We start from the raw sequence: 22,885 nt of genomic DNA, 5'->3' as shown, positions 1-22,885 counted from the left end.
GCTCTATCTTTGCTATGTGACACTCATAACAGCAACCGTTCGTTGTTATGAGTGCAGAGTGTGTGAATTATCCTGCTAGCTGATCTAAATATTGCTGGAGCGCAATTTTATCACCACTAAATATTACCCTTTGCTGACGTTTGCTCATTTGGTATTGATACATAGGGTCGTAATAGCGCTCTAATAGTATTGAAATCCAATCAAAATGTTCATTAGCATCGTTTATTGAAAACTGTCGATTTATGGCGCTTTCAATAATGGCACTGAGCTGTTGGTGTTGCTTGCCACCTAAGCGTTTTTTGATGCTATTAATGCTGCTAAGCAGGTATTGGCTAAACTGTTCTTTTCCATGTTCTGCGCCATATTTATTGATAAAGGCGGCTGACTTATCAATAACATAGTCTTTATGTATTCTGTTTATACGATTCGCTAAGCTTTCTTCTAATACAATCATCTCACTGGCTTGCATCGCTTGGTAAAAAGCTTTGGGTATGGCTGAGCGCCCGATTAAGAAGCTTTCGTCTTCTAACAAGATTTTATGTTGTGGCAATTGCTGATGTTGTAGTAGCTGTGTCGCCAGCTGATTTTCGAAATTAATTTGAGTTGGTTGGGGCTCAAGGTTCTTACCAAAGCTTGAGCCGCGATGATTGGCAATGGCTTCTAAGTCAATGGACTCTGGTCGCAGTTGTAAGAGCTCGGTCTTACCGCTGCCGGTGCTGCCGCTTAAAATGACTAAGGGCTGCAAAGTCGCCGCGGTATCAATGGTATCAATTAAATATTGGCGCATGGCTTTATAGCCACCTTCAATATAAGGGATATCGATGCCGGCCTCTTTCAGCCATTGCTGTGACAACTTTGAACGTAAGCCACCACGAAAACAATATAGGTAGCTGTTGGGGTGCTTAGCGATAAACTGCTGCCAGCTTTCAATGCGCTGCTGCTTGGTTTTGCCATTAACCAATTGATGACCTAATTCGATAGCCGCCTGTTGTCCTTGCTCTTTATAGCAAGTACCAACCTTGGTACGTTCACTGTCATTCATCAGCGGGAAATTGGCCGAATGCTCGAAGGCGCCTTTACTAAATTCGATGGGGGCGCGCACATCAATGAGCGCGCGCTGCTGAAGGAAAAGACGTTGATACTCGGTTTTAGCAATGATGTTAGCAAGCATTTGTTACTCTCTATCTCAGTGTAATTAATGCGCTATTGGTATTTGAAGCGCTCAATTCACCAATGCAAATAGGGGCAATATTTTGCGCCTCAAGTAAAGCAACCAGTTGTTGTTCTGCGTCAGCGCTTACCGCAATCAACAAGCCGCCACTGGTTTGCGGATCGCACAAAATTGCTTGTTGTTGCTGAGTTAGTGCTGGTAAGTATTGCTGATAGCTGTCGAAGTTGCGTTGGGTTCCGCCTGGGGTGCAACCTAAGTTTAAGTAGTGCAGCGCTCGGTCTAATAATGGGATGTTATTAAATACTAAATTCGCAGTGACATCGCCGCCTTGGCAGACTTCAATCAGGTGACCTGCCAAGCCAAAACCCGTGACGTCTGTCAGTGCATTTACTCCAGCGATTGCCGCAATATCTTGGCCGACCTTGTTTAGCTGACACATGGCATCAATGGCAATCATACTGTCTTGCTCTGTGAGTTTTTTTTGTTTTTGCGCGGTAGTGAGGATACCGATCCCTATCGGTTTAGTGAGATACAGTTTATCGCCAGCTTTTGCCGTATTATTGCGCTTTAATTGCTCAAGAGGGATTTGTCCGGTTACCGCCAATCCAAAAATCGGTTCAGGTGCATCAATGCTGTGACCGCCAGCTAACATTATTCCCGCATCTGCACAGGCTTGGCGCCCGCCTTCAATAACCTTTTGAGCCACTTCTGCAGCTAAGATATTCACTGGCCAGCCAAGTATGGCAATAGCCATGATAGGCGTGCCACCCATGGCATAAATATCGCTGATGGCATTAGTGGCCGCGATACGCCCAAAGGTGAAGGGGTCATCCACAATCGGCATGAAAAAGTCAGTAGTACTGATAATGCCTGTTTCATCATTGAGTTGGTAAACTGCTGCATCGTCACGGGTTTGATTGCCGACTAATAATTTAGGATCGGTAAAAGAGGGTAAAGATGAGGCAAGTATGGTGCTAAGTACCTGCGGGGAAATTTTACAGCCACAGCCGGCGCCGTGGCTATATTCAGTAAGTTTAACTGACGATTCAGACATTAATGGGTAACCCTTAAAAAGGAAGATTATCCATCATAAACACATACGGCTACCTTGCAAGGTAGCCGTTTACTTTTAATGGGTTAAAGCAGACTTTAATAAGCAGCAGTGAGGTTATTCCAGTTTTTCTTTTGGGCTAACAAACGTGCTTTTAATTCTTCGACCTGCAATTTTAATTGCTGGTTGCTCAGTTGTTTACGTTTGGCATCTAGCAGTACCTTTTTCGCTTGATAATAATCCACTAGATGTTGCTTCATAAGATCATATTCGGCTTGGAAATTAGCGATTATTTCATCACAATTTGGTAAATGTGCGACCTTATTTTGCGCTCTTAATAATTGCATTTGAAGTTTGGCACTTTCGATTCGCTCTTGCGGTACTACTCGTAAATCAGTGGCTAAACCACACCATTGCATTGACTTAATTAGCCATTTTGTTGGGTCGTAATGCCACCACTTAATACCATTACGGTAGTCATTTTCAAAAATGTGATGAAAGTTATGATAACCCTCACCATAGGTCAGTAAGGCAATCATGCCATTATCTTTAGCCGTATTTTTATTGGTATATGGCTGACTGCCCCAGACATGGGCTAATGAATTAATAAAGAAAGTACAGTGATGTACGACCACTAAACGTAATAGTCCTGCCATCAGCACCATTGAAATAATATCGCCATTGAGCCAGCCTAAAAATGCCGGTAGTGCGATATTCATCAATACCACTAGGGTAAGATAATGTTTATGCTGCCACATAACGATGGCATCTTTTTGTAAGTCACGGACGTTATTATAATCATGATAACGACTGGCTTGGTATTCACGTAGCATCCAACCAATATGACTATACCAAAAGCCCATTTTGGCTGAATAAGGATCTTTGTCGTTATTATCAACGTGCTTATGATGGATGCGATGATCTGATGACCAATGCAGTGCACTATTTTGTAATGCTAATGCACCGCCAAGGGCAAATAAGAATCGCATTGCAGGATGCGCTTTATAAGCTTTGTGAGACCATAATCTATGGTAACCGGCGGTAATTGAAAGGCCGCTAGCAAAGGCAAGTACCACAAAAGCAATCCACTCAATAGCTTCAAAGCCATGTGTAAAGCCACGCCACGGCACTAAAGTCAGCGCGCCAAGTAGTGTTAGCGCAAATAAAGCAGTATTTAACCAAATAATCGGTGGTTTTTTCATTAAGATAATCCATGATTCTTATTGAGCGTACAGTTGTAAGCTAATTTAGCTCACCAACTTTATTCGGTCAAGTATCTCGGGGCTGTGTTTTTAGCTTAAAAGCGGTATTATCTGTGCAATAACATTTACTAAATGGATCTTTACATGGGTGTAAGAGCATTACAGAAAGAAAAAACCCGTCGTGCATTGGTAGATGCCGCTTTTAATCAATTAAGCGCTGAACGTAGTTTCTCCAGTTTAAGCTTGCGAGAAGTGGCAAGGGAAGCGGGCATAGCACCAACCTCTTTTTATCGTCATTTCAAAGACATGAATGAACTTGGTTTAACCATGGTTGATGAAGGTGGACTTACACTTCGACAAATGATGCGTAAAGGTCGCCAGCGCGCAGAAGCGGGTGGCAGTGTCATTCGCATCTCGGTTGACACGTTTGTGGAAGTATTAGAATCAAATCCCAATGTTTTTCGAATTCTATTACATGAGCGCTCAGGAACGTCAGCGGCTTTTCGTGCCGCTGTAGCAAGAGAAATAGAACACTTTATTTCAGAGTTGTCTCATTACACAGAGGCGACTGCTGGAAGAACGCCGATGCTAGCCAGAGTACAAGCAGAAGCTTTAGTTACCCTAGTGTTTAACGCTGGGGCATCAGCTTTAGATATGAAACGAGCTGACAGAAAAGTATTAGCCGATCACTTAGTGCTGCAATTGCGCATGGTGGCAAAAGGCGCAGAAGCGCTGCAACATAAAGTTGATACTAAATAGCATCAGTGAATTAATAGTAAAACTTGCGCAATAAAAAAGCCGTTATGGATAATTCATCCTATAACGGCTTTTTAATATGTGTTGAACCTACTTACGTTCTAGTAGTACACCTGATTCCATATGGTGGGTATATGGGAATTGATCAAATAAAGCGAAACGGGTGATCTTATGGGTGCTTCCCAGTACCTCAAGGTTTGCTTTTAGGGTTTCTGGGTTACATGAAATATATAAAATGCGGTCGTAGTTTTGCATTAATGCCAAGGTGTCATCGTCAATACCCGCTCGTGGTGGGTCAACGAAAATGGTATTGCAATCGTAGCTATCTAAGTCAATACCTTCTAAACGTCTAAAGGTGCGTTTTTTCGCCATCGCATCACTAAAGTCTTCAGCAGACATACGAATGATTTGCACATTATCGACTTTGTTGATGGCAATATTATACTGCGCAGCATCAACAGATGGCTTAGCTAATTCTGTTGCTAGTACGCGGTCAAAGTTTTGCGCTAAAGCGATAGTGAAATTGCCATTACCGCAATAAAGCTCTAATAAATCGCCAGTGCTGTCTTTGGTTGCTGAAATAGCCCATTCAAGCATTTTGACTGACACTTTCGCATTTGGCTGGGTAAAGCTATTTTCAATTTGTTTATAATGTAATTCTTGACCGGCTACATTAAGGGTCTCAACCACAAAGTCTTTATCTAAATCGATTTTAAGTTTACGTGCTCGGCCAATGATATTGACGTTAAACTTTTCAGCTAAACGCGCCTTCATTTGGGTCGCTTGCTCTATCCAAGTGTCACCTAATTGGCGGTGATAAAGTAACGACACTAAGATCTCACCGCTAAGCGTGGTTAAAAAGTCCACCTGAAATAACTTAAAGCGTAAATCATGATTAGGACGTAGCTCTTCCATTAATGCAGTCATCATTTCATTGATTAAAGTCCCTGCTGGCAAATATTGCTCACAGCGCACTTTCTCATCTAAGACTTTATCAAACATGTAATAGAATAAGTCATCGCCATCGTGCCATACTCGAAACTCGGCGCGCATACGGTAATGGGCTGGTTCTGAGGCAAAAACTTCTAAACTAGGCGGCGTAAAATCGGCAAAGTCCTGTTCAAGCTTGATACGCTTCTCTGCTAGTTGCGCATCATAGTTTTTAGGATCCATTGCAGCTAAATTCATTTTGTTCCACCATAGGCTGTAAATTAAGGGCGCAAATATTATACTACACAACGCTGATGTCCAGCGGATTGACTTAATCTTAATGGATTAAGTGGTTAATTTTATCTATACAGCTTTTATCACCCGCATTATGGAGAAGAGATTGTCAGGTCCAATACTTATTTTTGATTCTGGTATCGGCGGTTTATCCGTTTTAGAACACATTCAAACAAAAATGCCTGCTAAAGATATCTTCTATTTATTTGATAATGCCCGGCTACCTTATGGGGATCTAGCAGAACAAGCATTAATTGAAGGTTGTGTGGCACTGATTATCAAGCAAGTGGCATGCATTAATGCTTCCATTGTGGTCGTTGCCTGCAATACTGCCAGCACCTTAGTGTTACCGCATTTACGAAGACGACTAACCATACCCGTGGTGGGCGTAGTGCCAGCAATTAAACCTGCAGCGCAATTGACTCAATCCAAACACATAGCATTACTTGCCACGCCAGGGACAGTTGAAAGAGCTTATACTAAAGAGTTGATCCGTGAGTTTGCTGGTTGCTGTGAAGTGACTTTGATTGGTTCATCTGAATTAGTGCTTATTGCCGAAGAGAAAGCTAAAAGAAACCCAATAAACTTAAATGCGATAAAACCAATCTTGGCTTCGATAAATGGCACTGATATAGATACCTTGGTTTTAGGCTGCACTCACTTTCCGTTATTACGCCAAGAAATAGCTGAGTGCATTAGCCATCCAGTAACGCTATTAGATTCCGGCGAAGCCATTGCAATAAGAGTGGCGTCATTATTAGAAACAATAAACAGGTCAGCTAAAGGTAAAACGAACAAAGTAGGCAGGTTAACAGCGGGATTTACAAAGAAGATAGATAAAGGCTTAGCATTAACATTAGCTGACTACGGTTTTAAGCAACTAGAGTGCATTTCCGTAGGCAGCTAATAGAAGGGGTTTAGTCTTCTTTATTTGACTCAGATGGATCTGACTCTTGTGATTTAGCTTCACGCACCTTTAGTGTGCGTTCTTGGAAACTGTAATCGTTTAACTTGTTCATTGCTTTCTTGGCGCCAGTTTCAGACATTTCAACAAAACCAAATCCCTTACGGCGACCTGTTTTTCTATCTCTAACTAAACGTACTGAATTAACTGGTCCATATTCGCCGAATAAAGCTTTCACTTCACCTTCATGAACACGGTAAGGCAAGTTACCAACATAAAGTGTCATTGTTGGGCCAACATAAGGCTTATTTGAATCAGTTGCAGTTGAAGACGGAACAAAAGTGAATATAAGACTCGCTAACATAACACCAGCGATGAAAGACACGACTAATTGAACATTGGTAGAAAGAGCATAAATAACGATTGCACCTATAAGGGCAATAATTAGGGTAATAACAAATGACTTTTGCATATGATTGTCTCTAATAAAAATGAAAAATGATAAATAACTGTTAAAAACATTGCTATGGTAATGAATTATTGAAGCTTTCACCATACTCTGATGAAAATATGACCTCAAAACACGATAAAAACCATATTACTGATAGTTACTGTAGGACAAAAGTGTTCTTTAAATACCCATAATAGTTAAAAATAAAACGATCTGTTCAAAAGCTATTCGCTTAAACGGTTTTTATATAAAAAGCCCTTGCACCAATTCAGAATCTGCCTATAATGCGCATCCACTGACACGGCAAACCACGCACTAGCATGGGTTACACGCCAAATCAGTTCACTGTAAAGTGACGCTGAAAATTGTTTTTAAATAAGTTTAAAAATGACTTGACGCGAAAAAGGAATTGCGTAGAATACGCATCCCAAGCCAACGACCTAGCGTCTAACGGCGGAGTCTGAAAAATTGATTCCACGCTCTTTAACAATTTATCAAGTAATCTGTGTGGACACTCACAGGTGTTGAGTTAATCGAAATTGCTTATTCTTTCTCGTAAAGAGTGAAGCAATCAAAATTATTACTCAATGTAACGATGAGTGTTCATAGCAATATGTAACAAACGTTTTAGAGATTCTTCCGAGTCTTTAAATCGAAATCAGAATTCATTGAGCCGAAACATTTTCGAATGTTTCAACAAAACTTTAATTGAAGAGTTTGATCATGGCTCAGATTGAACGCTGGCGGCAGGCCTAACACATGCAAGTCGAGCGGTAACAGGAATTAGCTTGCTAATTCGCTGACGAGCGGCGGACGGGTGAGTAATGCCTAGGGATCTGCCCAGTCGAGGGGGATAACAGTTGGAAACGACTGCTAATACCGCATACGCCCTACGGGGGAAAGGAGGGGACCTTCGGGCCTTTCGCGATTGGATGAACCTAGGTGGGATTAGCTAGTTGGTGAGGTAATGGCTCACCAAGGCGACGATCCCTAGCTGTTCTGAGAGGATGATCAGCCACACTGGGACTGAGACACGGCCCAGACTCCTACGGGAGGCAGCAGTGGGGAATATTGCACAATGGGCGAAAGCCTGATGCAGCCATGCCGCGTGTGTGAAGAAGGCCTTCGGGTTGTAAAGCACTTTCAGTAGGGAGGAAAGGTTAACGGTTAATAACCGTTAGCTGTGACGTTACCTACAGAAGAAGGACCGGCTAACTTCGTGCCAGCAGCCGCGGTAATACGAGGGGTCCAAGCGTTAATCGGAATTACTGGGCGTAAAGCGTACGCAGGCGGTTCATTAAGCCAGATGTGAAATCCCCGGGCTCAACCTGGGAATTGCATTTGGAACTGGTGAACTAGAGTCTTGTAGAGGGGGGTAGAATTTCAGGTGTAGCGGTGAAATGCGTAGAGATCTGAAGGAATACCGGTGGCGAAGGCGGCCCCCTGGACAAAGACTGACGCTCATGTACGAAAGCGTGGGGAGCAAACAGGATTAGATACCCTGGTAGTCCACGCCGTAAACGATGTCTACTCGGAGTTTGGTGCCTTGAGCACTGGGCTCCCAAGCTAACGCATTAAGTAGACCGCCTGGGGAGTACGGCCGCAAGGTTAAAACTCAAATGAATTGACGGGGGCCCGCACAAGCGGTGGAGCATGTGGTTTAATTCGATGCAACGCGAAGAACCTTACCTACTCTTGACATCCAGAGAATTCGCTAGAGATAGCTTAGTGCCTTCGGGAACTCTGAGACAGGTGCTGCATGGCTGTCGTCAGCTCGTGTTGTGAAATGTTGGGTTAAGTCCCGCAACGAGCGCAACCCCTATCCTTATTTGCCAGCGCGTAATGGCGGGAACTCTAGGGAGACTGCCGGTGATAAACCGGAGGAAGGTGGGGACGACGTCAAGTCATCATGGCCCTTACGAGTAGGGCTACACACGTGCTACAATGGCGTATACAGAGGGTTGCAAAGCCGCAAGGTCTAGCTAATCTCACAAAGTACGTCGTAGTCCGGATTGGAGTCTGCAACTCGACTCCATGAAGTCGGAATCGCTAGTAATCGTAGATCAGAATGCTACGGTGAATACGTTCCCGGGCCTTGTACACACCGCCCGTCACACCATGGGAGTGGGCTGCACCAGAAGTAGATAGTCTAACCTTCGGGAGGACGTTTACCACGGTGTGGTTCATGACTGGGGTGAAGTCGTAACAAGGTAGCCCTAGGGGAACCTGGGGCTGGATCACCTCCTTACCTATACGACTAACGACTAACTTAATGTTTGTTGAGTGTTCACACAGATTACTTGATAGAAAGAAAGCAATATATTTTGGTTGTTTAGCTCCGCTGGTTAGAGCCCACCCCTGATAAGGGTGAGGTCAGTGGTTCAAGTCCACTCTGACCCACCAAAATCTTCATTTCTCCTAAGCGAAGATTTTGTATTAAAGTATTTTGTTTTACTGCATGTAAATGGGGCTATAGCTCAGCTGGGAGAGCGCCTGCCTTGCACGCAGGAGGTCTGCGGTTCGATCCCGCATAGCTCCACCATTTACATCTTCTCAATAAGTTGAGTCGACATATGCAATTAAGAGATGCCAAAGATAATCTAACCATTATCTTTGGCTTTTTTTTACCCGTTCTTTAACAATTTGGAAAGCTGATAGTATTTAATACGATGATGTCTGTCGTTGTATTAATTACAAATCGTATTATTGGGAAATTAATCCTTTTCTGATAATACATTGAGTTCTCAAAACACTTTATTAAGTGTCTTGAATATTCTAAAAACTAAGGCGAATTTGTGTACTCGCAAGAGATGCAAATCATGTAATAAACCAGCTAGTTACGATACAGCTGTTAGGGCTACCCGCTCTAACAACGATTAAGTTTCCTTGTGAAACTCATTTGGGTTGTATGGTTAAGTGACTAAGCGTATACGGTGGATGCCTTGGCAGTCAGAGGCGATGAAGGACGTAGTAACTTGCGAAAAGCGTTGGCGAGCTAGTAACAAGCATTTGAGCTAACGATGTCCGAATGGGGAAACCCGGCCACATAAGTGGTCATCATAACGTGAATACATAGCGTTATGAGGCGAACCTGGGGAACTGAAACATCTAAGTACCCAGAGGAAAAGAAATCAACCGAGATTCCCCTAGTAGCGGCGAGCGAACGGGGATTAGCCCTTAAGTCTATGGGGTGTTAGTGGAATGAGTTGGAAAGCTCAACGGTACAGGGTGATAGTCCCGTACATGAAAACTAACCATAGATGAAAACGAGTAAGGCGGGACACGTGACATCCTGTTTGAATATGGGGGGACCATCCTCCAAGGCTAAATACTCCTGACTGACCGATAGTGAACCAGTACCGTGAGGGAAAGGCGAAAAGAACCCCTGTGAGGGGAGTGAAATAGAACCTGAAACCGTGTACGTACAAGCAGTGGGAGCGGTTCTTGAGACCGTGACTGCGTACCTTTTGTATAATGGGTCAGCGACTTACGTTTTGTAGCGAGGTTAAGCGAATAGCGGAGCCGTAGGGAAACCGAGTGTTAACTGCGCGTTTAGTTGCAAGGCGTAGACCCGAAACCGAGTGATCTAGCCATGGGCAGGTTGAAGGTTGAGTAACATCAACTGGAGGACCGAACCGACTAATGTTGAAAAATTAGCGGATGACTTGTGGCTGGGGGTGAAAGGCCAATCAAACTCGGAGATATCTGGTTCTCCTCGAAAGCTATTTAGGTAGCGCCTCGAGCGAATACCACTGGGGGTAGAGCACTGTTAAGGCTAGGGGGTCATCCCGACTTACCAACCCTTTGCAAACTCCGAATACCAGTGAGTACTACTCGGGAGACAGACGGCGGGTGCTAACGTCCGTCGTCAAAAGGGAAACAACCCAGACCATCAGCTAAGGTCCCAAAGTTATTGCTAAGTGGGAAACGATGTGGGAAGGCTTAGACAGCTAGGATGTTGGCTTAGAAGCAGCCATCATTTAAAGAAAGCGTAATAGCTCACTAGTCGAGTCGGCCTGCGCGGAAGATTTAACGGGGCTAAGCAATACACCGAAGCTATGGGTTTGCTCTTATGAGCAAGCGGTAGAGGAGCGTTCTGTAAGCGGTTGAAGGTGAAGGGGTAACCCACACTGGACGTATCAGAAGTGCGAATGCTGACATGAGTAACGATAAAGGGAGTGAAAAACTCCCTCGCCGAAAGACCAAGGGTTCCTGTCCAACGTTAATCGGGGCAGGGTGAGTCGACCCCTAAGGCGAGGCCGAAAGGCGTAGTCGATGGGAAACGGGTCAATATTCCCGTACTTCTGCTAACTGCGATGGAGAGACGGAGAAGGCTAGGCTAGCGCGGCGTTGGTAGTCCGCGTTTAAGGTTGTAGGCTGTTCACTTAGGCAAATCCGGGTGAACATTAGGCTGAGAGCTGATGACGAGTCACTAAGGTGATGAAGTAGTTGATGCCATGCTTCCAGGAAAATCTTCTAAGCTTCAGGTTAGTAGGAATCGTACCCCAAACCGACACAGGTGGTCGGGTAGAGAATACCAAGGCGCTTGAGAGAACTCGGCTGAAGGAACTAGGCAAAATGGTACCGTAACTTCGGGAGAAGGTACGCTGCTGTTGGTGATGGGACTTGCTCCCTAAGCTGACGGCAGTCGCAGATACCAGGTGGCTGCAACTGTTTATCAAAAACACAGTACTGTGCAAAATCGCAAGATGACGTATACGGTATGACGCCTGCCCGGTGCTTGAAGGTTAATTGATTGGGTTATCTTCGGAGAAGCTCATGATCGAAGCCCAAGTAAACGGCGGCCGTAACTATAACGGTCCTAAGGTAGCGAAATTCCTTGTCGGGTAAGTTCCGACCTGCACGAATGGCGTAATGATGGCCACGCTGTCTCCAGCCGAGACTCAGTGAAGTTGAAATTGCGGTGAAGATGCCGTATACCCGCGGCTAGACGGAAAGACCCCGTGAACCTTTACTATAGCTTGGCACTGAACATTGAACCTACATGTGTAGGATAGGTGGGAGACTTTGAAGCTTCGTCGCTAGATGGAGTGGAGTCAATCTTGAAATACCACCCTTGTAGTTTTGATGTTCTAACCGTGGCCCCTTATCGGGGTTCGGGACAGTGCCTGGTGGGTAGTTTGACTGGGGCGGTCTCCTCCCAAAGAGTAACGGAGGAGCACGAAGGTTGGCTAAGTACGGTCGGACATCGTACGGTTAGTGCAATGGCATAAGCCAGCTTAACTGCGAGACATACACGTCGAGCAGGTACGAAAGTAGGTCATAGTGATCCGGTGGTTCTGTATGGAAGGGCCATCGCTCAACGGATAAAAGGTACTCCGGGGATAACAGGCTGATACCGCCCAAGAGTTCATATCGACGGCGGTGTTTGGCACCTCGATGTCGGCTCATCACATCCTGGGGCTGAAGTCGGTCCCAAGGGTATGGCTGTTCGCCATTTAAAGTGGTACGCGAGCTGGGTTCAGAACGTCGTGAGACAGTTCGGTCCCTATCTGCCGTGGGGCGTTGGATGATTGAAGGAAGCTGCTCCTAGTACGAGAGGACCGGAGTGGACGAACCGCTGGTGTTCGGGTTGTTATGCCAATAGCATTGCCCGGTAGCTACGTTCGGAATCGATAACCGCTGAAAGCATCTAAGCGGGAAGCGAGTCCTAAGATGAGTCATCCCTAGGAATTTAATTCCTCTAAAGAGCCGTTCGAGACTAGGACGTTGATAGGCAGGGTGTGTAAGCGTTGTGAGGCGTTGAGCTAACCTGTACTAATGACTCGTGAGGCTTAACCATACAACCCAGATGAGTTTTATCTGAGTTGATGGTAACTAGATTTATTACAAAAGACTTAGTGATAGAATTTAAGCACTTAATAAAGTAAGAAACTCAAACAGCTTTCCGAATTTAGTTAACCGCTTATGCGGTTAACAACCAAATTTGCTTGGTGACAATAGCATTGTGGTACCACCTGATCCCATCCCGAACTCAGTAGTGAAACGCAATCGCGCCGATGATAGTGTGGGGTCTCCCCATGTGAAAGTAGGTCATCGCCAAGCGCCTAATATCTCTCGTAAGAGAGTCGATAAAGCCCTGACTTAACAGTCAGGGCTTTTTTCGTATTGGGGGAAAAACAACAATACCTAATGCTGATAATTTGAGTTATTAGCTGCAACATATCAGCGTGAGCGGTGAGTGTGGACGAATGCCCATGTGAAAGTAGGTCATCGCCAAGCGCCTAATATCTCTCATAAGAGAGTCGATAAAGCCCTGACTTAACAGTCAGGGCTTTTTTCGTATTGGGGGGAAAACAACAATACCTAATGCTGATAATTTGAGTTATTAGCTGCAACATATCAGCGTGAGCGGTGAGTGTGGACGAATGCCAATGTGAAAGTAGGTCATTGCCAAGCGCATAATTTATCTTACTTTTTAAAAGTAAGAACAAAAGTTACGAATAATCCCTGACTCTACGAGTCAGGGATTTTTTCGTTTACGACTTTCGATCAATATAGGGTGAAGTAGGGTGCAATGTCTGTGTTTATAAAGCAACGCTTTATACAGACATGAAAGGCGGAGGATTTAGCCGCAGCTGAACAACGCCAAGTGCCTAATATTTCTCGATAGAGAATCGATAAAGCCCTGACTTAACAGTCAGGCTTTTTTCGTTTCAGGCAAAAAGAATAAACCCTAATGCTGATAACTTGAGTCATCAGCTGCTAGATAATATCGTGAGCGGTGAGTGTGAGCGATTGCCTATGTGAAACTAGGGGGAATGTCTGTGGTTATAAAGCAACGCTTTATACAGATATGGAACGCGAAATATTTATCCGCAGCTGAACATCGCAAGCGCCTAATTTCTCTCGTAAGAGAGTCGATAAAGTCCTGATTTAACAGTTAGGGCTTTTTTGTATTTGGGGAAGAAGAATAAATCCTAACGCAGATTACTTGAGTCATTTACTGCTACATATCGGTGTGAGCTGCGAGTCTGGGCGAATGCCTATGTGAAAGTAGATTACCGCCAAGCGCCTAATATCACTCATTAAAGAGTCGATAGAGCCCTGACTTAATAGTCAGGGCTCTATCCGTTTTCGGGGAAAGTGAAATATGTACTAACCATGAGAGCTTGAATCATCACCTGCTAGATAATATTGTTCGGTGAGAGTGGGAAAATGTTCATGACAAAGCAGACCTTAATGCTGATCTAAATTCAGCAAGGCTTTATAGCGACTCTACACAGATATAAAGTACGAAGGGTTTATTTGTTGATCAACATCAACAAGCGTCTAATCAGTATCAAGCCCGATATTATGTAGCGGGCTTTTTCATTTCTGGCTTTCAATATATATGTCTATGGATATTATTTTAATAGAAGACAAATTAAGCTCCCGGTGCTCAATAGGCAAAGTTTTATAGGTTTTTTAGAGATATTGATATGACACGAGTAGTGCTAAGACGTTTTGATATAAAAACCTACGGGATGTAGTAATTTATTAATCAAAAGAGACTTATTTCGCCATTTGTATATATCTTAAGTACAATAGTGTTCATTATTTTTCGTTAGAACTATGCCTTTATGCCTGTAAGTTTAGCTCCCCATAATACCTTGGCCTTAACACAATGTTGCGACGCTATTGTTGAAGTTGACTCAAAAAAACAACTGATTTCAGTCGTTTCTAAGCTTGTCAGTGAATCTAAGCCTATGTTGATCTTAGGCGGTGGCAGTAATGTGGTATTTACCGATGATTTCAATGGCACCATTATAAAAGTGCTTACAAAAGGAATTAAGGTCGTTGAAGATGAGTTTAATTTCATCTTATCAGTTCAAGCAGGTGAAAATTGGCATGATTTTGTTGAATACTGTTTAGAAAATGGCATTAACGGCTTAGAGAATCTAGCGTTAATTCCAGGCACAGTTGGCGCCGCGCCTATTCAAAATATTGGTGCTTACGGTGTAGAAATCGATAATTTCTGCTCTCAAGTAGAATACTATGACTATACGACATCTCAGTTGATAACCCTTGATGCAGATCAGTGCCAGTTTGGTTACCGAGATTCAATTTTTAAACACCAGCTTAAGGATAAGGCTGTCATCACCGAGGTTGAATTTAGATTACCTAAGTTGTGGGCGCCTAATCTTGAATATGGACCACTAAAACACTTACAGGATGACAGTGTTAGCGCACAAATAATATTTGAAACAGTATGTGATGTGAGGCAAAGTAAATTACCGGATCCTAAGGTACTTGGTAATGTTGGTAGTTTCTTCAAAAACCCGATTATTTCAGCTAAGCAGTATCTTGAGTTATTAACCGAATTTAGTGATCTTGTCGGCTACGCGCAAACTGACGGCACGATTAAAATTGCCGCAGGTTGGTTAATTGATGAAGCTAATTTAAAAGGCTTTACAGTAGGCCGTGCTGCCGTGCATACCAAGCAAGCACTAGTGCTCGTTAACCTCGGTGGGGCAACGGGTAATGATATTTGTCAATTAGCTCATGCGGTGATGAATAAAGTTTACGATAAATTTAATATAAATTTAGAACCGGAACCAAGAATTATTGGCCCAAAAGGCGAGGTAGATATCTGATATGAATGGTCATTGGGTTAAAAAGAAACAGATCCTAGCTTTGCTTGATCATAGTGATTATGTCTCTGGTGAGCAAATTGCTCAAAAAGTGGGTTTATCACGCACCGCGGTAAACAACCACATCAGCCAGTTACTTGATTATGGCGTAGATATATACAGTGTTAAAGGCAAAGGCTATAAGTTATCTAACCCATTACCATTATTTGATGAGGCAAAACTATTGGCTGCAATAGATAATCGTTGCTTTTATTTTGATGACATTAACAGCACCAATGCCTTTATGTTGCAACACGCTGATGAATTGAAAACAGGTGATATTTGTATCGCTGAATATCAATCTGCAGGTAGGGGGAGGCGAGGACGTAATTGGGTATCTCCCTATGGGCACCATGTTTATGCTTCAATTTTTTGGCGCTTAAATCAAGGTATGAATGCAGCAATGGGCTTAAGCTTAATTGTTGGCTGCTCTATTGTAAAAACCTTAGAGAAATATGGTGTAGAAAATTTAGGCTTAAAATGGCCCAATGATATTTATAAAGATAATAAAAAATTAGCAGGCATTTTAATTGAATTGTCTGGCCATTCCTTGGATGAATGTAATTTAGTGATCGGTTTTGGCATTAACATGAGTATGTCTAATAAGCATGCTGAAGCTATTGATCAACCATGGAGTGACTTGAGTGCTTTAGCGGAGATGCCAAATAAAACTGATTTAATGATTGATTTACATCAACAACTTAAATCAGATTTACGCCTATTTGAATTACAAGGCTTAACGCCTTTTATACCGCAATGGGAAAAACATGATTTATTCATTCATAAAGAAGTGGATTTGATCATGGCACCTCATTCTCTATCGGGGATCTGTCGAGGAATTGATCAACAAGGCGCTATTTTATTGGAGATTAATGGCAACATTACATCACACATTGGTGGCGAAATTAGCTTGAGGGCATCTGCCAAATAACCGTATTTATTTACGTAAAAGCACTTGGTCTACAAGGTGGTTCTGGGCTTTTTTTAAAATGAGGTTAGCGCGGGCACGACTGGGTTTGATGTTTGACTGTAAATTGGGGCCGTTAATTGTGTCCCAAATATTCGCTGCCGTAGCATTCGCTTCTTCATCAGACAGTGTCGAATAGTGATGGAAAAAAGACTCAGGATCACTGAAAGCCCCTTGTCGGAATTTCAAAAAGCGTTGCTGGTACCAGTGTTTTAACAGTGACTCTTCAGCATCGACATAGATAGAGAAGTCGACATAATCTGACAAAAAGGTACTTTTATGATCAGGTGATGGATCTAATGATGTCTGTAATACATTAAGGCCTTCGATAATCAAAATATCGGGCTGATTAATTTCTTGGACACTATCCGTTAACCTATCGTAGCTGACATGAGAATATAACGGTGCCGATACGGATTCATCGCCAGCTTTAATGCTGGAAATAAAATCAATCAACATTTTCATGTCGTAACTTTCAGGAAAACCTTTGCGCTTAAGCAAATTACGTTGTTTAAGTTCTGCTAACGGGTATAAGAAGCCATCGGTGGTGACTAATTCGACTTTTGGGTGCTCTGACCAGCGTTGTAATAATGTTTGCAAAATACGTGCAGTGGTACTCTTACCGACTGCAACACTGCCTGAGATACTAATGATGTAAGGTGTTTTTGTCGGTTTATGACTTAAGAACTGATCAAGCACTTCACTGCGTTGATGTTTGGCACTGATAATCAGGTTGAGTAGGCGACTTAAGGGCAAATAAATATCCGTCACTTCATCGAGTGACAGTTGCTCATTCATGCCTCGAAGGTTTTCTAATTCTTCTTGGCTTAGTGTTAAAGGCACCGAATTACGTAATTCAGACCATTGTTGGCGCTGAAAAGAAAAATAAAGTGCTTGCTGAGATAATTTATTTGATGTCATAACGTCCTTTCCTTAGATCAGGCACAGTACACCAACAATATATATTGAACAATAGAAAATGCATTGATAGTTTTAGCAATAGTTTAAATCGAGGTATTTTTGAACGCAGTTGTTAAATTGAGCCTAAAAAAGCGACATTTAAGACTTTTTTTATCTTTTTTATGCTTTTGCTATTGCACTTGTGCCGACATTTACCTAATATCCGTTTCCGAAATGATTAGCCGGCATAGCTCAGTTGGTAGAGCAACTGACTTGTAATCAGTAGGTCCCGAGTTCGACTCTTGGTGCCGGCACCATTTTTCTGGAGGGGTTCCCGAGTGGCCAAAGGGATCAGACTGTAAATCTGACGGCTCAGCCTTCGAAGGTTCGAATCCTTCTCCCTCCACCATTTTTAAAGGTAGTTAGGTAGCCTTAAACAGGTTGCGCGGATGTCGTATAATGGTATTACTCCAGCCTTCCAAGCTGATAACGCGGGTTCGATTCCCGCCATCCGCTCCAAATTGCTGAACGACTTGATTGCTTAATATCTCTGTCAGAGTTATTAAGTCAATCAAATCCTTTAAATCAGCACGTCCTGTCTTATGCTAAACTAATCTCCTAAACTAATCGATTCGATGTCATTCAATGCATCGGATTTTTTCTATATGTGTTTTCATTACCAAGACTCTGGGTTGAGGCAATATCATGGCTAAAGAAAAATTTGAACGTAGTAAACCACACGTAAACGTGGGTACAATTGGTCACGTTGACCATGGTAAAACAACTCTTACAGCAGCTATTTCAGCTGTATTGTCAAAAGTATATGGTGGTGAAGTTAAAGATTTCGCACAAATCGATAACGCTCCAGAAGAGCGTGAGCGCGGTATTACAATTAATACTTCTCACATCGAATATGACACTCCATCTCGTCATTACGCACACGTAGATTGTCCTGGTCACGCCGATTATGTTAAAAACATGATTACTGGTGCTGCACAAATGGACGGCGCTATCTTAGTAGTTGCTGCTACAGATGGTCCAATGCCACAAACACGTGAGCACATCTTGCTTTCACGTCAGGTTGGCGTACCTTTCATCATCGTATTCATGAACAAATGTGACATGGTTGACGATGAAGAACTACTTGAATTAGTAGAAATGGAAGTTCGTGAACTTCTTTCTGAATATGACTTCCCAGGTGATGACTTACCAGTTATTCAAGGTTCTGCACTTAAAGCACTTGAAGGCGAAGCAGATTGGGAAGCTAAAGTTGTTGAACTAGCTGAAGCTCTAGATACTTATATCCCAGAGCCAGAGCGTGACATCGATAAGCCATTCCTACTTCCAATTGAAGATGTATTCTCAATTTCAGGTCGTGGTACTGTTGTTACTGGTCGTGTTGAGCGCGGTATCATCACAGTAGGTGACGAAGTAGAAATCGTTGGTGTTAAAGACACAACTAAAACGACTTGTACTGGTGTTGAAATGTTCCGTAAGCTGCTTGACGAAGGTCGTGCTGGCGAGAACTGTGGTGTACTTTTACGTGGTACTAAGCGTGATGACGTTGAACGTGGTCAAGTATTAGCTAAGCCTGGTTCAATCACTCCACATACAACTTTCGAATCAGAAGTATACGTACTTTCGAAAGAAGAAGGTGGTCGTCACACTCCATTCTTCAAAGGTTACCGTCCACAGTTCTACTTCCGTACAACTGACGTAACTGGTACTATCGAGCTTCCAGAAGGCGTAGAAATGGTAATGCCTGGTGATAACATCAAAATGGTTGTTACACTAATCTACCCAATCGCAATGGATGACGGTTTACGTTTCGCTATCCGTGAAGGTGGCCGTACTGTTGGTGCTGGTGTTGTAGCTAAAGTTATCGCTTAATAGCGATTTTAGTTAACACATAAAAAAAGGAAGCTTCGGCTTCCTTTTTTGTTTTTATTATTTTTTGTAAGATTTGCTGATGATCTCTAGTGTCATCCTTGCGAACTGACTAGAATAAGAATACAATCTATGGCCGATTTTTGACCCTGAGCTGATGCTTTTCGTGGCTTAATTCGGAAGTACTGATTGATAATGGTACACTTTATCAATTTTAAGCTCAGGTCTCTTAGTGAGTAACGGAACCAACCGATGACAACAAATACTGAAAACCAGACTAATTCTCTGGATATTGTTAAGTGGGGCATAGCAGTTATATTGATTGCCGCCGCTGTTATTGGCAACCAAGCATTTGGCGAAGCCAGTGTTGTGGTACGCGCTTTAGGCGTAATTGTTGCCTTTGTTCTTGCAGGTTTTATTGCTCTGCAAACTGTGAAAGGTAAAGAAGCTTTATCTTTTGCTCGTGAAGCTCACATTGAAGTTCGTAAAGTGGTTTGGCCTACGCGTCAAGAAGCGCTAAACACTACATTCATTGTTCTTGCTGCAACAGCTGTCGTAGCCGTTATCCTTTGGGGTTTCGACTGGGTACTTTTGCGCGTTGTTAACCTAATTACTGGCGTATAGGCATTTACATGACTGAAGCAACAGAAGCTAAAAAAAGATGGTATGTGATCCAAGCATTCTCGGGCTATGAAGGCCGTGTATGTAAAACATTGCTTGAACACATAAAAATGCACAACATGGAAGATTACTTCGCTGAGGTATTAGTACCGACAGAAGAAGTGGTTGAAATGCGTGCAGGTCAGCGTCGCAAAAGCGAACGTAAATTCTTCCCTGGCTATGTATTAGTACAGATGGAAATGAATGACGAAAGCTGGCATTTAGTTAAAAGTATTCCACGTGTTATGGGCTTTATCGGTGGTACATCTGACCGTCCAGCGCCTATTTCAGACAAAGAAGCGGATGCCATTCTTCAGCGTTTACAAGACACAGTTGAGTCACCGACTCATCGCGTTATGTATGAACCTGGTGAAGTTGTTCGTGTTAACGATGGTCCATTTGCTGATTTTAATGGCACTATCGAAGAAGTTGATTACGACAAGAACCGCGTTAAGGTTTCAGTAATGATCTTCGGTCGCTCTACTCCTGTTGAACTTGATTTCGATCAAGTTGAAAAGAGCTGATTAAATTAACTACAAATAGTATTTGTTTGCGGGTGCGAATTTTTGTATAATTCGCACCCGTAATTTTCAAGGGGAGCATATTGGCATGTAGCCGATACGCGTTTGAACCCAAACTGAGGATATGTCGACATGGCAAAGAAAATTGAAGCTTATATTAAGCTACAAGTAGCAGCCGGTGCTGCAAACCCGTCTCCACCAGTTGGACCTGCTTTAGGTCAAAAAGGTGTGAACATCATGGAATTCTGTAAAGCATTCAACGCTCGTACTGAAAAGTTCGAAAAAGGCATGCCAATTCCTGTTGTTATCACTGTATACAACGACCGTTCTTTCACGTTCGAAACTAAGACTCCTCCAGCATCTTTCTTATTATTGAAAGCTGCAGGTCTTAAGTCTGGTTCTGGCCGTCCGAACACTGAGAAAGTTGGTACTATCAAGCGTAGCGCAGTTCAAGAAATTGCTGAATCAAAAGCTACTGATATGACTGGCGCTGATATTGAAGCGATGACTCGCTCAATTGAAGGTACTGCACGTTCAATGGGTTTGGTAGTAGAGGACTAATATAATGGCAAAGCTAACTAAGCGCATGCGCGTTATCCGTGAAAAATTAGACGGAACTAAGAACTACGACATCAATGAAGCTACTGCTTTATTAAAAGAATTAGCAACTGCTAAGTTCGTAGAAAGTGTTGACGTTGCTGTTAACCTAGGTATCGATCCTCGTAAATCAGATCAAAACGTTCGTGGCGCTACAGTATTACCACATGGTACTGGCCGTGAAGTTCGTGTTGCTGTGTTTACACAGGGCGCAAACGCTGAAGCAGCTAAAGAAGCTGGTGCAGAACTTGTTGGTATGGAAGATCTTGCTGCACAAGTTAAAGCTGGCGAAATGAACTTTGACGTTGTTATCGCATCTCCAGATGCAATGCGCGTTGTTGGTATGTTAGGTCAAATCTTAGGCCCACGTGGTTTAATGCCTAACCCTAAAACTGGTACAGTAACGCCTAACGTTGCTGATGCAGTTAAAAATGCCAAAGCTGGTCAAGTTCGTTACCGTAACGACAAGAACGGTATTATCCACACTACTATCGGTAAAGTGGATTTCACACCAGTTCAGCTTAAAGAAAACTTAGAATCGCTTGTAGCAGCACTGAAAAAGGCTAAGCCTGCAGTTGCTAAAGGCGTTTACTTGAAGAAAGTTACTATCTCTACCACTATGGGTGCAGGCGTAACTATCGATCAAGGTAGCTTAGACGAAGTTAAGTAATATACAAAGCGTGCGTATTAGTCTATAATGCGCGCACTTTGTGGGTTGAGGTCTATTTTCTACGTGTGTTACTAATTTATTAGTCCGCTTATTGAATAGATTTCCGTCCAAGACCGTAGGTGTAATCTAACCATTACTTAATTTCCTACGTAGACGGTGTCAGACCCCCCAGATAGATTTTGTTCTGCTGGAAAATCTGCACCGTAAGTCGTTAAACACTTTGTGTTTAACATGGTTAATTCTAGGGAATTCCCTAGGTAGAATCCAGGAGTAAAGCCAATGGCATTAAGACTCGAAGACAAAAAAGCGATTGTTGCTGAAGTCAACGAAGCAGCCAAAGGTGCTTTATCTGCAGTTGTTGCCGATTCACGCGGTGTAACTGTAGGTGATATGACCGGTTTGCGTAAAGCAGCTCGTGAAGCTGGTGTATTTATACGTGTAGTACGTAATACATTAGTTAAACGCGCTGTAGCTGGTACTGATTTTGAGTGCCTTAGCGACACGTTTACAGGTCCTACTTTAATTGCCTTTTCTAACGAGCACCCAGGTGCTGCAGCACGTCTATTAAAAGACTTCGCTGCTACGCAAGAAAAGTTTGAAATTAAAGCAGCAGCCTTTGAAGGGGAAGTAATCCCTGCAGCAGATATTGATCGTTTAGCGAAATTACCAACTTACGACGAAGCACTAGCTCAGTTAATGATGACTCTAAAAGAAGCATCTGCTGGCAAGTTTGTTCGTACCTTGGCCGCTCTTCGCGATCAAAAAGAAGCAGCTTAATATTTTATTAGCCGCTTAATTAAATTGAATTCAGTACAATAGGAATTTTTTGTTATGTCTATCACAAAAGACCAAATCTTAGAAGCTTTCGCAGAAATGTCTGTAATGGAAGTTGTTGAACTTATCGAAGCAATGGAAGAAAAATTCGGCGTTTCTGCTGCAGCTGCAGTAGTTTCTGGTGGTGGTGATGCTGCCGCTGCTGTTGAGCAAACAGAATTTGACGTTGTTATGACATCTTTCGGTGCTAACAAAGTTGCTGTTATTAAAGCACTTCGTGGCGCTACAGGTCTTGGCCTGAAAGAAGCTAAAGCGATGGCTGAATCTGCACCAGTTGCAGTTAAAGAAGCTATCTCTAAAGAAGAAGCTGAAGCACTTCAAGCAGACCTAGTTGCTGCTGGCGCTGAAGTAGAAGTTAAGTAAGTTATACTTTAACTTACCACCTCCCGAGTAATCGGGCGGAGGCTGGCGGTTTTTTAACCGTCGGCCTTTTTTGCGCTATATGCGCAGGCGATTT

The 22,885-nt window shown here is 43.0% G+C and carries 17 protein-coding genes, 4 tRNA genes and 3 rRNA genes; 18 read left to right on the top strand and 6 right to left on the bottom strand.

All coding sequences use genetic code 11. The features are described 5' to 3' along the window. Positions 1-67 precede the first annotated feature (67 nt). The 3 genes from mnmH to BCU57_RS17860 form a co-directional block, all read right to left on the bottom strand. On the bottom strand, positions 68-1,171 hold the full coding sequence (gene mnmH / locus BCU57_RS17870; protein WP_102436047.1) for a tRNA 2-selenouridine(34) synthase MnmH: 1,104 nt from the start codon (positions 1,169-1,171) through the stop codon (positions 68-70). Between the two features lie 10 nt (positions 1,172-1,181). Next, positions 1,182-2,225: a selenide, water dikinase SelD gene (gene selD / locus BCU57_RS17865; protein ID WP_102436049.1), complete on the bottom strand. Its 1,044-nt coding sequence runs from the start codon at positions 2,223-2,225 to the stop codon at positions 1,182-1,184. Positions 2,226-2,320: 95 nt separating this feature from the next. Further along, positions 2,321-3,424 (bottom strand): acyl-CoA desaturase, encoded by a 1,104-nt coding sequence (locus tag BCU57_RS17860; protein ID WP_102436051.1) that lies wholly within the window; start codon positions 3,422-3,424, stop codon positions 2,321-2,323. A gap of 144 nt (positions 3,425-3,568) precedes the next feature. Between BCU57_RS17860 and fabR the strand changes: the two genes are divergently transcribed. Then, positions 3,569-4,183, top strand: a complete 615-nt coding sequence (gene fabR / locus BCU57_RS17855) for an HTH-type transcriptional repressor FabR (RefSeq protein ID WP_076541308.1) — start codon at positions 3,569-3,571, stop codon at positions 4,181-4,183. 87 nt (positions 4,184-4,270) lie between these two features. Here the strand turns inward: fabR and trmA are convergent, their stop codons facing one another. Continuing rightward, positions 4,271-5,368, bottom strand: coding sequence for a tRNA (uridine(54)-C5)-methyltransferase TrmA (trmA, locus tag BCU57_RS17850; protein WP_102436053.1), 1,098 nt, complete (start codon positions 5,366-5,368; stop codon positions 4,271-4,273). A gap of 142 nt (positions 5,369-5,510) precedes the next feature. Between trmA and murI the strand changes: the two genes are divergently transcribed. Beyond that, a complete protein-coding gene (gene murI / locus BCU57_RS17845) occupies positions 5,511-6,311 on the top strand; it encodes a glutamate racemase (RefSeq protein ID WP_102436055.1) in 801 nt (266 codons plus the stop codon). A gap of 10 nt (positions 6,312-6,321) precedes the next feature. Here the strand turns inward: murI and BCU57_RS17840 are convergent, their stop codons facing one another. Beyond that, on the bottom strand, positions 6,322-6,780 hold the full coding sequence (locus tag BCU57_RS17840; protein ID WP_102436057.1) for an RNA recognition motif domain-containing protein: 459 nt from the start codon (positions 6,778-6,780) through the stop codon (positions 6,322-6,324). 684 nt (positions 6,781-7,464) lie between these two features. On the opposite strand from BCU57_RS17840, the gene BCU57_RS17835 reads away from it, so the two are divergent. The 6 genes from BCU57_RS17835 to birA all read left to right on the top strand — a co-directional run bounded on the left by BCU57_RS17835 (position 7,465) and on the right by birA (position 16,323). After that, positions 7,465-9,007 (top strand): 16S ribosomal RNA (locus tag BCU57_RS17835). 218 nt (positions 9,008-9,225) lie between these two features. Beyond that, positions 9,226-9,301: transfer RNA gene (locus BCU57_RS17830), tRNA-Ala, on the top strand. Between the two features lie 368 nt (positions 9,302-9,669). Next, a 23S ribosomal RNA gene (locus tag BCU57_RS17825) occupies positions 9,670-12,562 on the top strand. A 147-nt stretch (positions 12,563-12,709) separates the two neighbouring features. Beyond that, positions 12,710-12,825 (top strand): 5S ribosomal RNA (rrf, locus tag BCU57_RS17820). Together the 16S, 23S and 5S rRNA genes with 1 tRNA gene alongside form the textbook arrangement of a ribosomal RNA operon. Before the next feature lie 1,517 nt (positions 12,826-14,342). After that, positions 14,343-15,356, top strand: a complete 1,014-nt coding sequence (murB, locus tag BCU57_RS17815; RefSeq protein ID WP_102436320.1) for a UDP-N-acetylmuramate dehydrogenase — start codon at positions 14,343-14,345, stop codon at positions 15,354-15,356. A gap of 1 nt (position 15,357) precedes the next feature. Beyond that, complete coding sequence (gene birA / locus BCU57_RS17810; protein ID WP_102436322.1) at positions 15,358-16,323, top strand: bifunctional biotin--[acetyl-CoA-carboxylase] ligase/biotin operon repressor BirA; 966 nt, start codon at positions 15,358-15,360, stop codon at positions 16,321-16,323. A 6-nt stretch (positions 16,324-16,329) separates the two neighbouring features. On the opposite strand, the gene coaA is transcribed toward birA, so the two are convergent. After that, on the bottom strand, positions 16,330-17,280 hold the full coding sequence (coaA, locus tag BCU57_RS17805; protein WP_102436324.1) for a type I pantothenate kinase: 951 nt from the start codon (positions 17,278-17,280) through the stop codon (positions 16,330-16,332). A 220-nt stretch (positions 17,281-17,500) separates the two neighbouring features. On the opposite strand from coaA, the gene BCU57_RS17800 reads away from it, so the two are divergent. The 10 genes from BCU57_RS17800 (at position 17,501) to rplL (ending at position 22,791) form a co-directional block, all read left to right on the top strand. Further along, a tRNA-Thr gene (locus tag BCU57_RS17800) sits at positions 17,501-17,576 on the top strand. A gap of 7 nt (positions 17,577-17,583) precedes the next feature. After that, positions 17,584-17,668: transfer RNA gene (locus BCU57_RS17795), tRNA-Tyr, on the top strand. Between the two features lie 36 nt (positions 17,669-17,704). Further along, positions 17,705-17,778 (top strand) — tRNA-Gly (locus BCU57_RS17790). A 186-nt stretch (positions 17,779-17,964) separates the two neighbouring features. After that, a complete protein-coding gene (gene tuf / locus BCU57_RS17785) occupies positions 17,965-19,149 on the top strand; it encodes an elongation factor Tu (RefSeq protein ID WP_102476545.1) in 1,185 nt (394 codons plus the stop codon). Between the two features lie 249 nt (positions 19,150-19,398). Then, positions 19,399-19,770 (top strand): preprotein translocase subunit SecE, encoded by a 372-nt coding sequence (gene secE, locus BCU57_RS17780; RefSeq protein ID WP_102439681.1) that lies wholly within the window; start codon positions 19,399-19,401, stop codon positions 19,768-19,770. 8 nt (positions 19,771-19,778) lie between these two features. Continuing rightward, positions 19,779-20,330, top strand: coding sequence for a transcription termination/antitermination protein NusG (gene nusG, locus BCU57_RS17775; protein WP_076543266.1), 552 nt, complete (start codon positions 19,779-19,781; stop codon positions 20,328-20,330). Positions 20,331-20,459: 129 nt separating this feature from the next. Beyond that, positions 20,460-20,888 (top strand): 50S ribosomal protein L11, encoded by a 429-nt coding sequence (rplK, locus tag BCU57_RS17770; protein ID WP_076543265.1) that lies wholly within the window; start codon positions 20,460-20,462, stop codon positions 20,886-20,888. A 4-nt stretch (positions 20,889-20,892) separates the two neighbouring features. Further along, positions 20,893-21,594 (top strand): 50S ribosomal protein L1, encoded by a 702-nt coding sequence (gene rplA / locus BCU57_RS17765; RefSeq protein WP_102439680.1) that lies wholly within the window; start codon positions 20,893-20,895, stop codon positions 21,592-21,594. Positions 21,595-21,873: 279 nt separating this feature from the next. Beyond that, positions 21,874-22,371: a 50S ribosomal protein L10 gene (rplJ, locus tag BCU57_RS17760; RefSeq protein WP_076543263.1), complete on the top strand. Its 498-nt coding sequence runs from the start codon at positions 21,874-21,876 to the stop codon at positions 22,369-22,371. A 54-nt stretch (positions 22,372-22,425) separates the two neighbouring features. Then, positions 22,426-22,791 (top strand): 50S ribosomal protein L7/L12, encoded by a 366-nt coding sequence (gene rplL, locus BCU57_RS17755; RefSeq protein WP_076543262.1) that lies wholly within the window; start codon positions 22,426-22,428, stop codon positions 22,789-22,791. Positions 22,792-22,885 lie beyond the last annotated feature (94 nt).

The organism is Shewanella sp. 10N.286.48.B5 (genome assembly GCF_002874355.2).
GTDB lineage: Bacteria > Pseudomonadota > Gammaproteobacteria > Enterobacterales > Shewanellaceae > Shewanella.
This window is presented reverse-complemented; position numbering and strand designations above follow the sequence as displayed.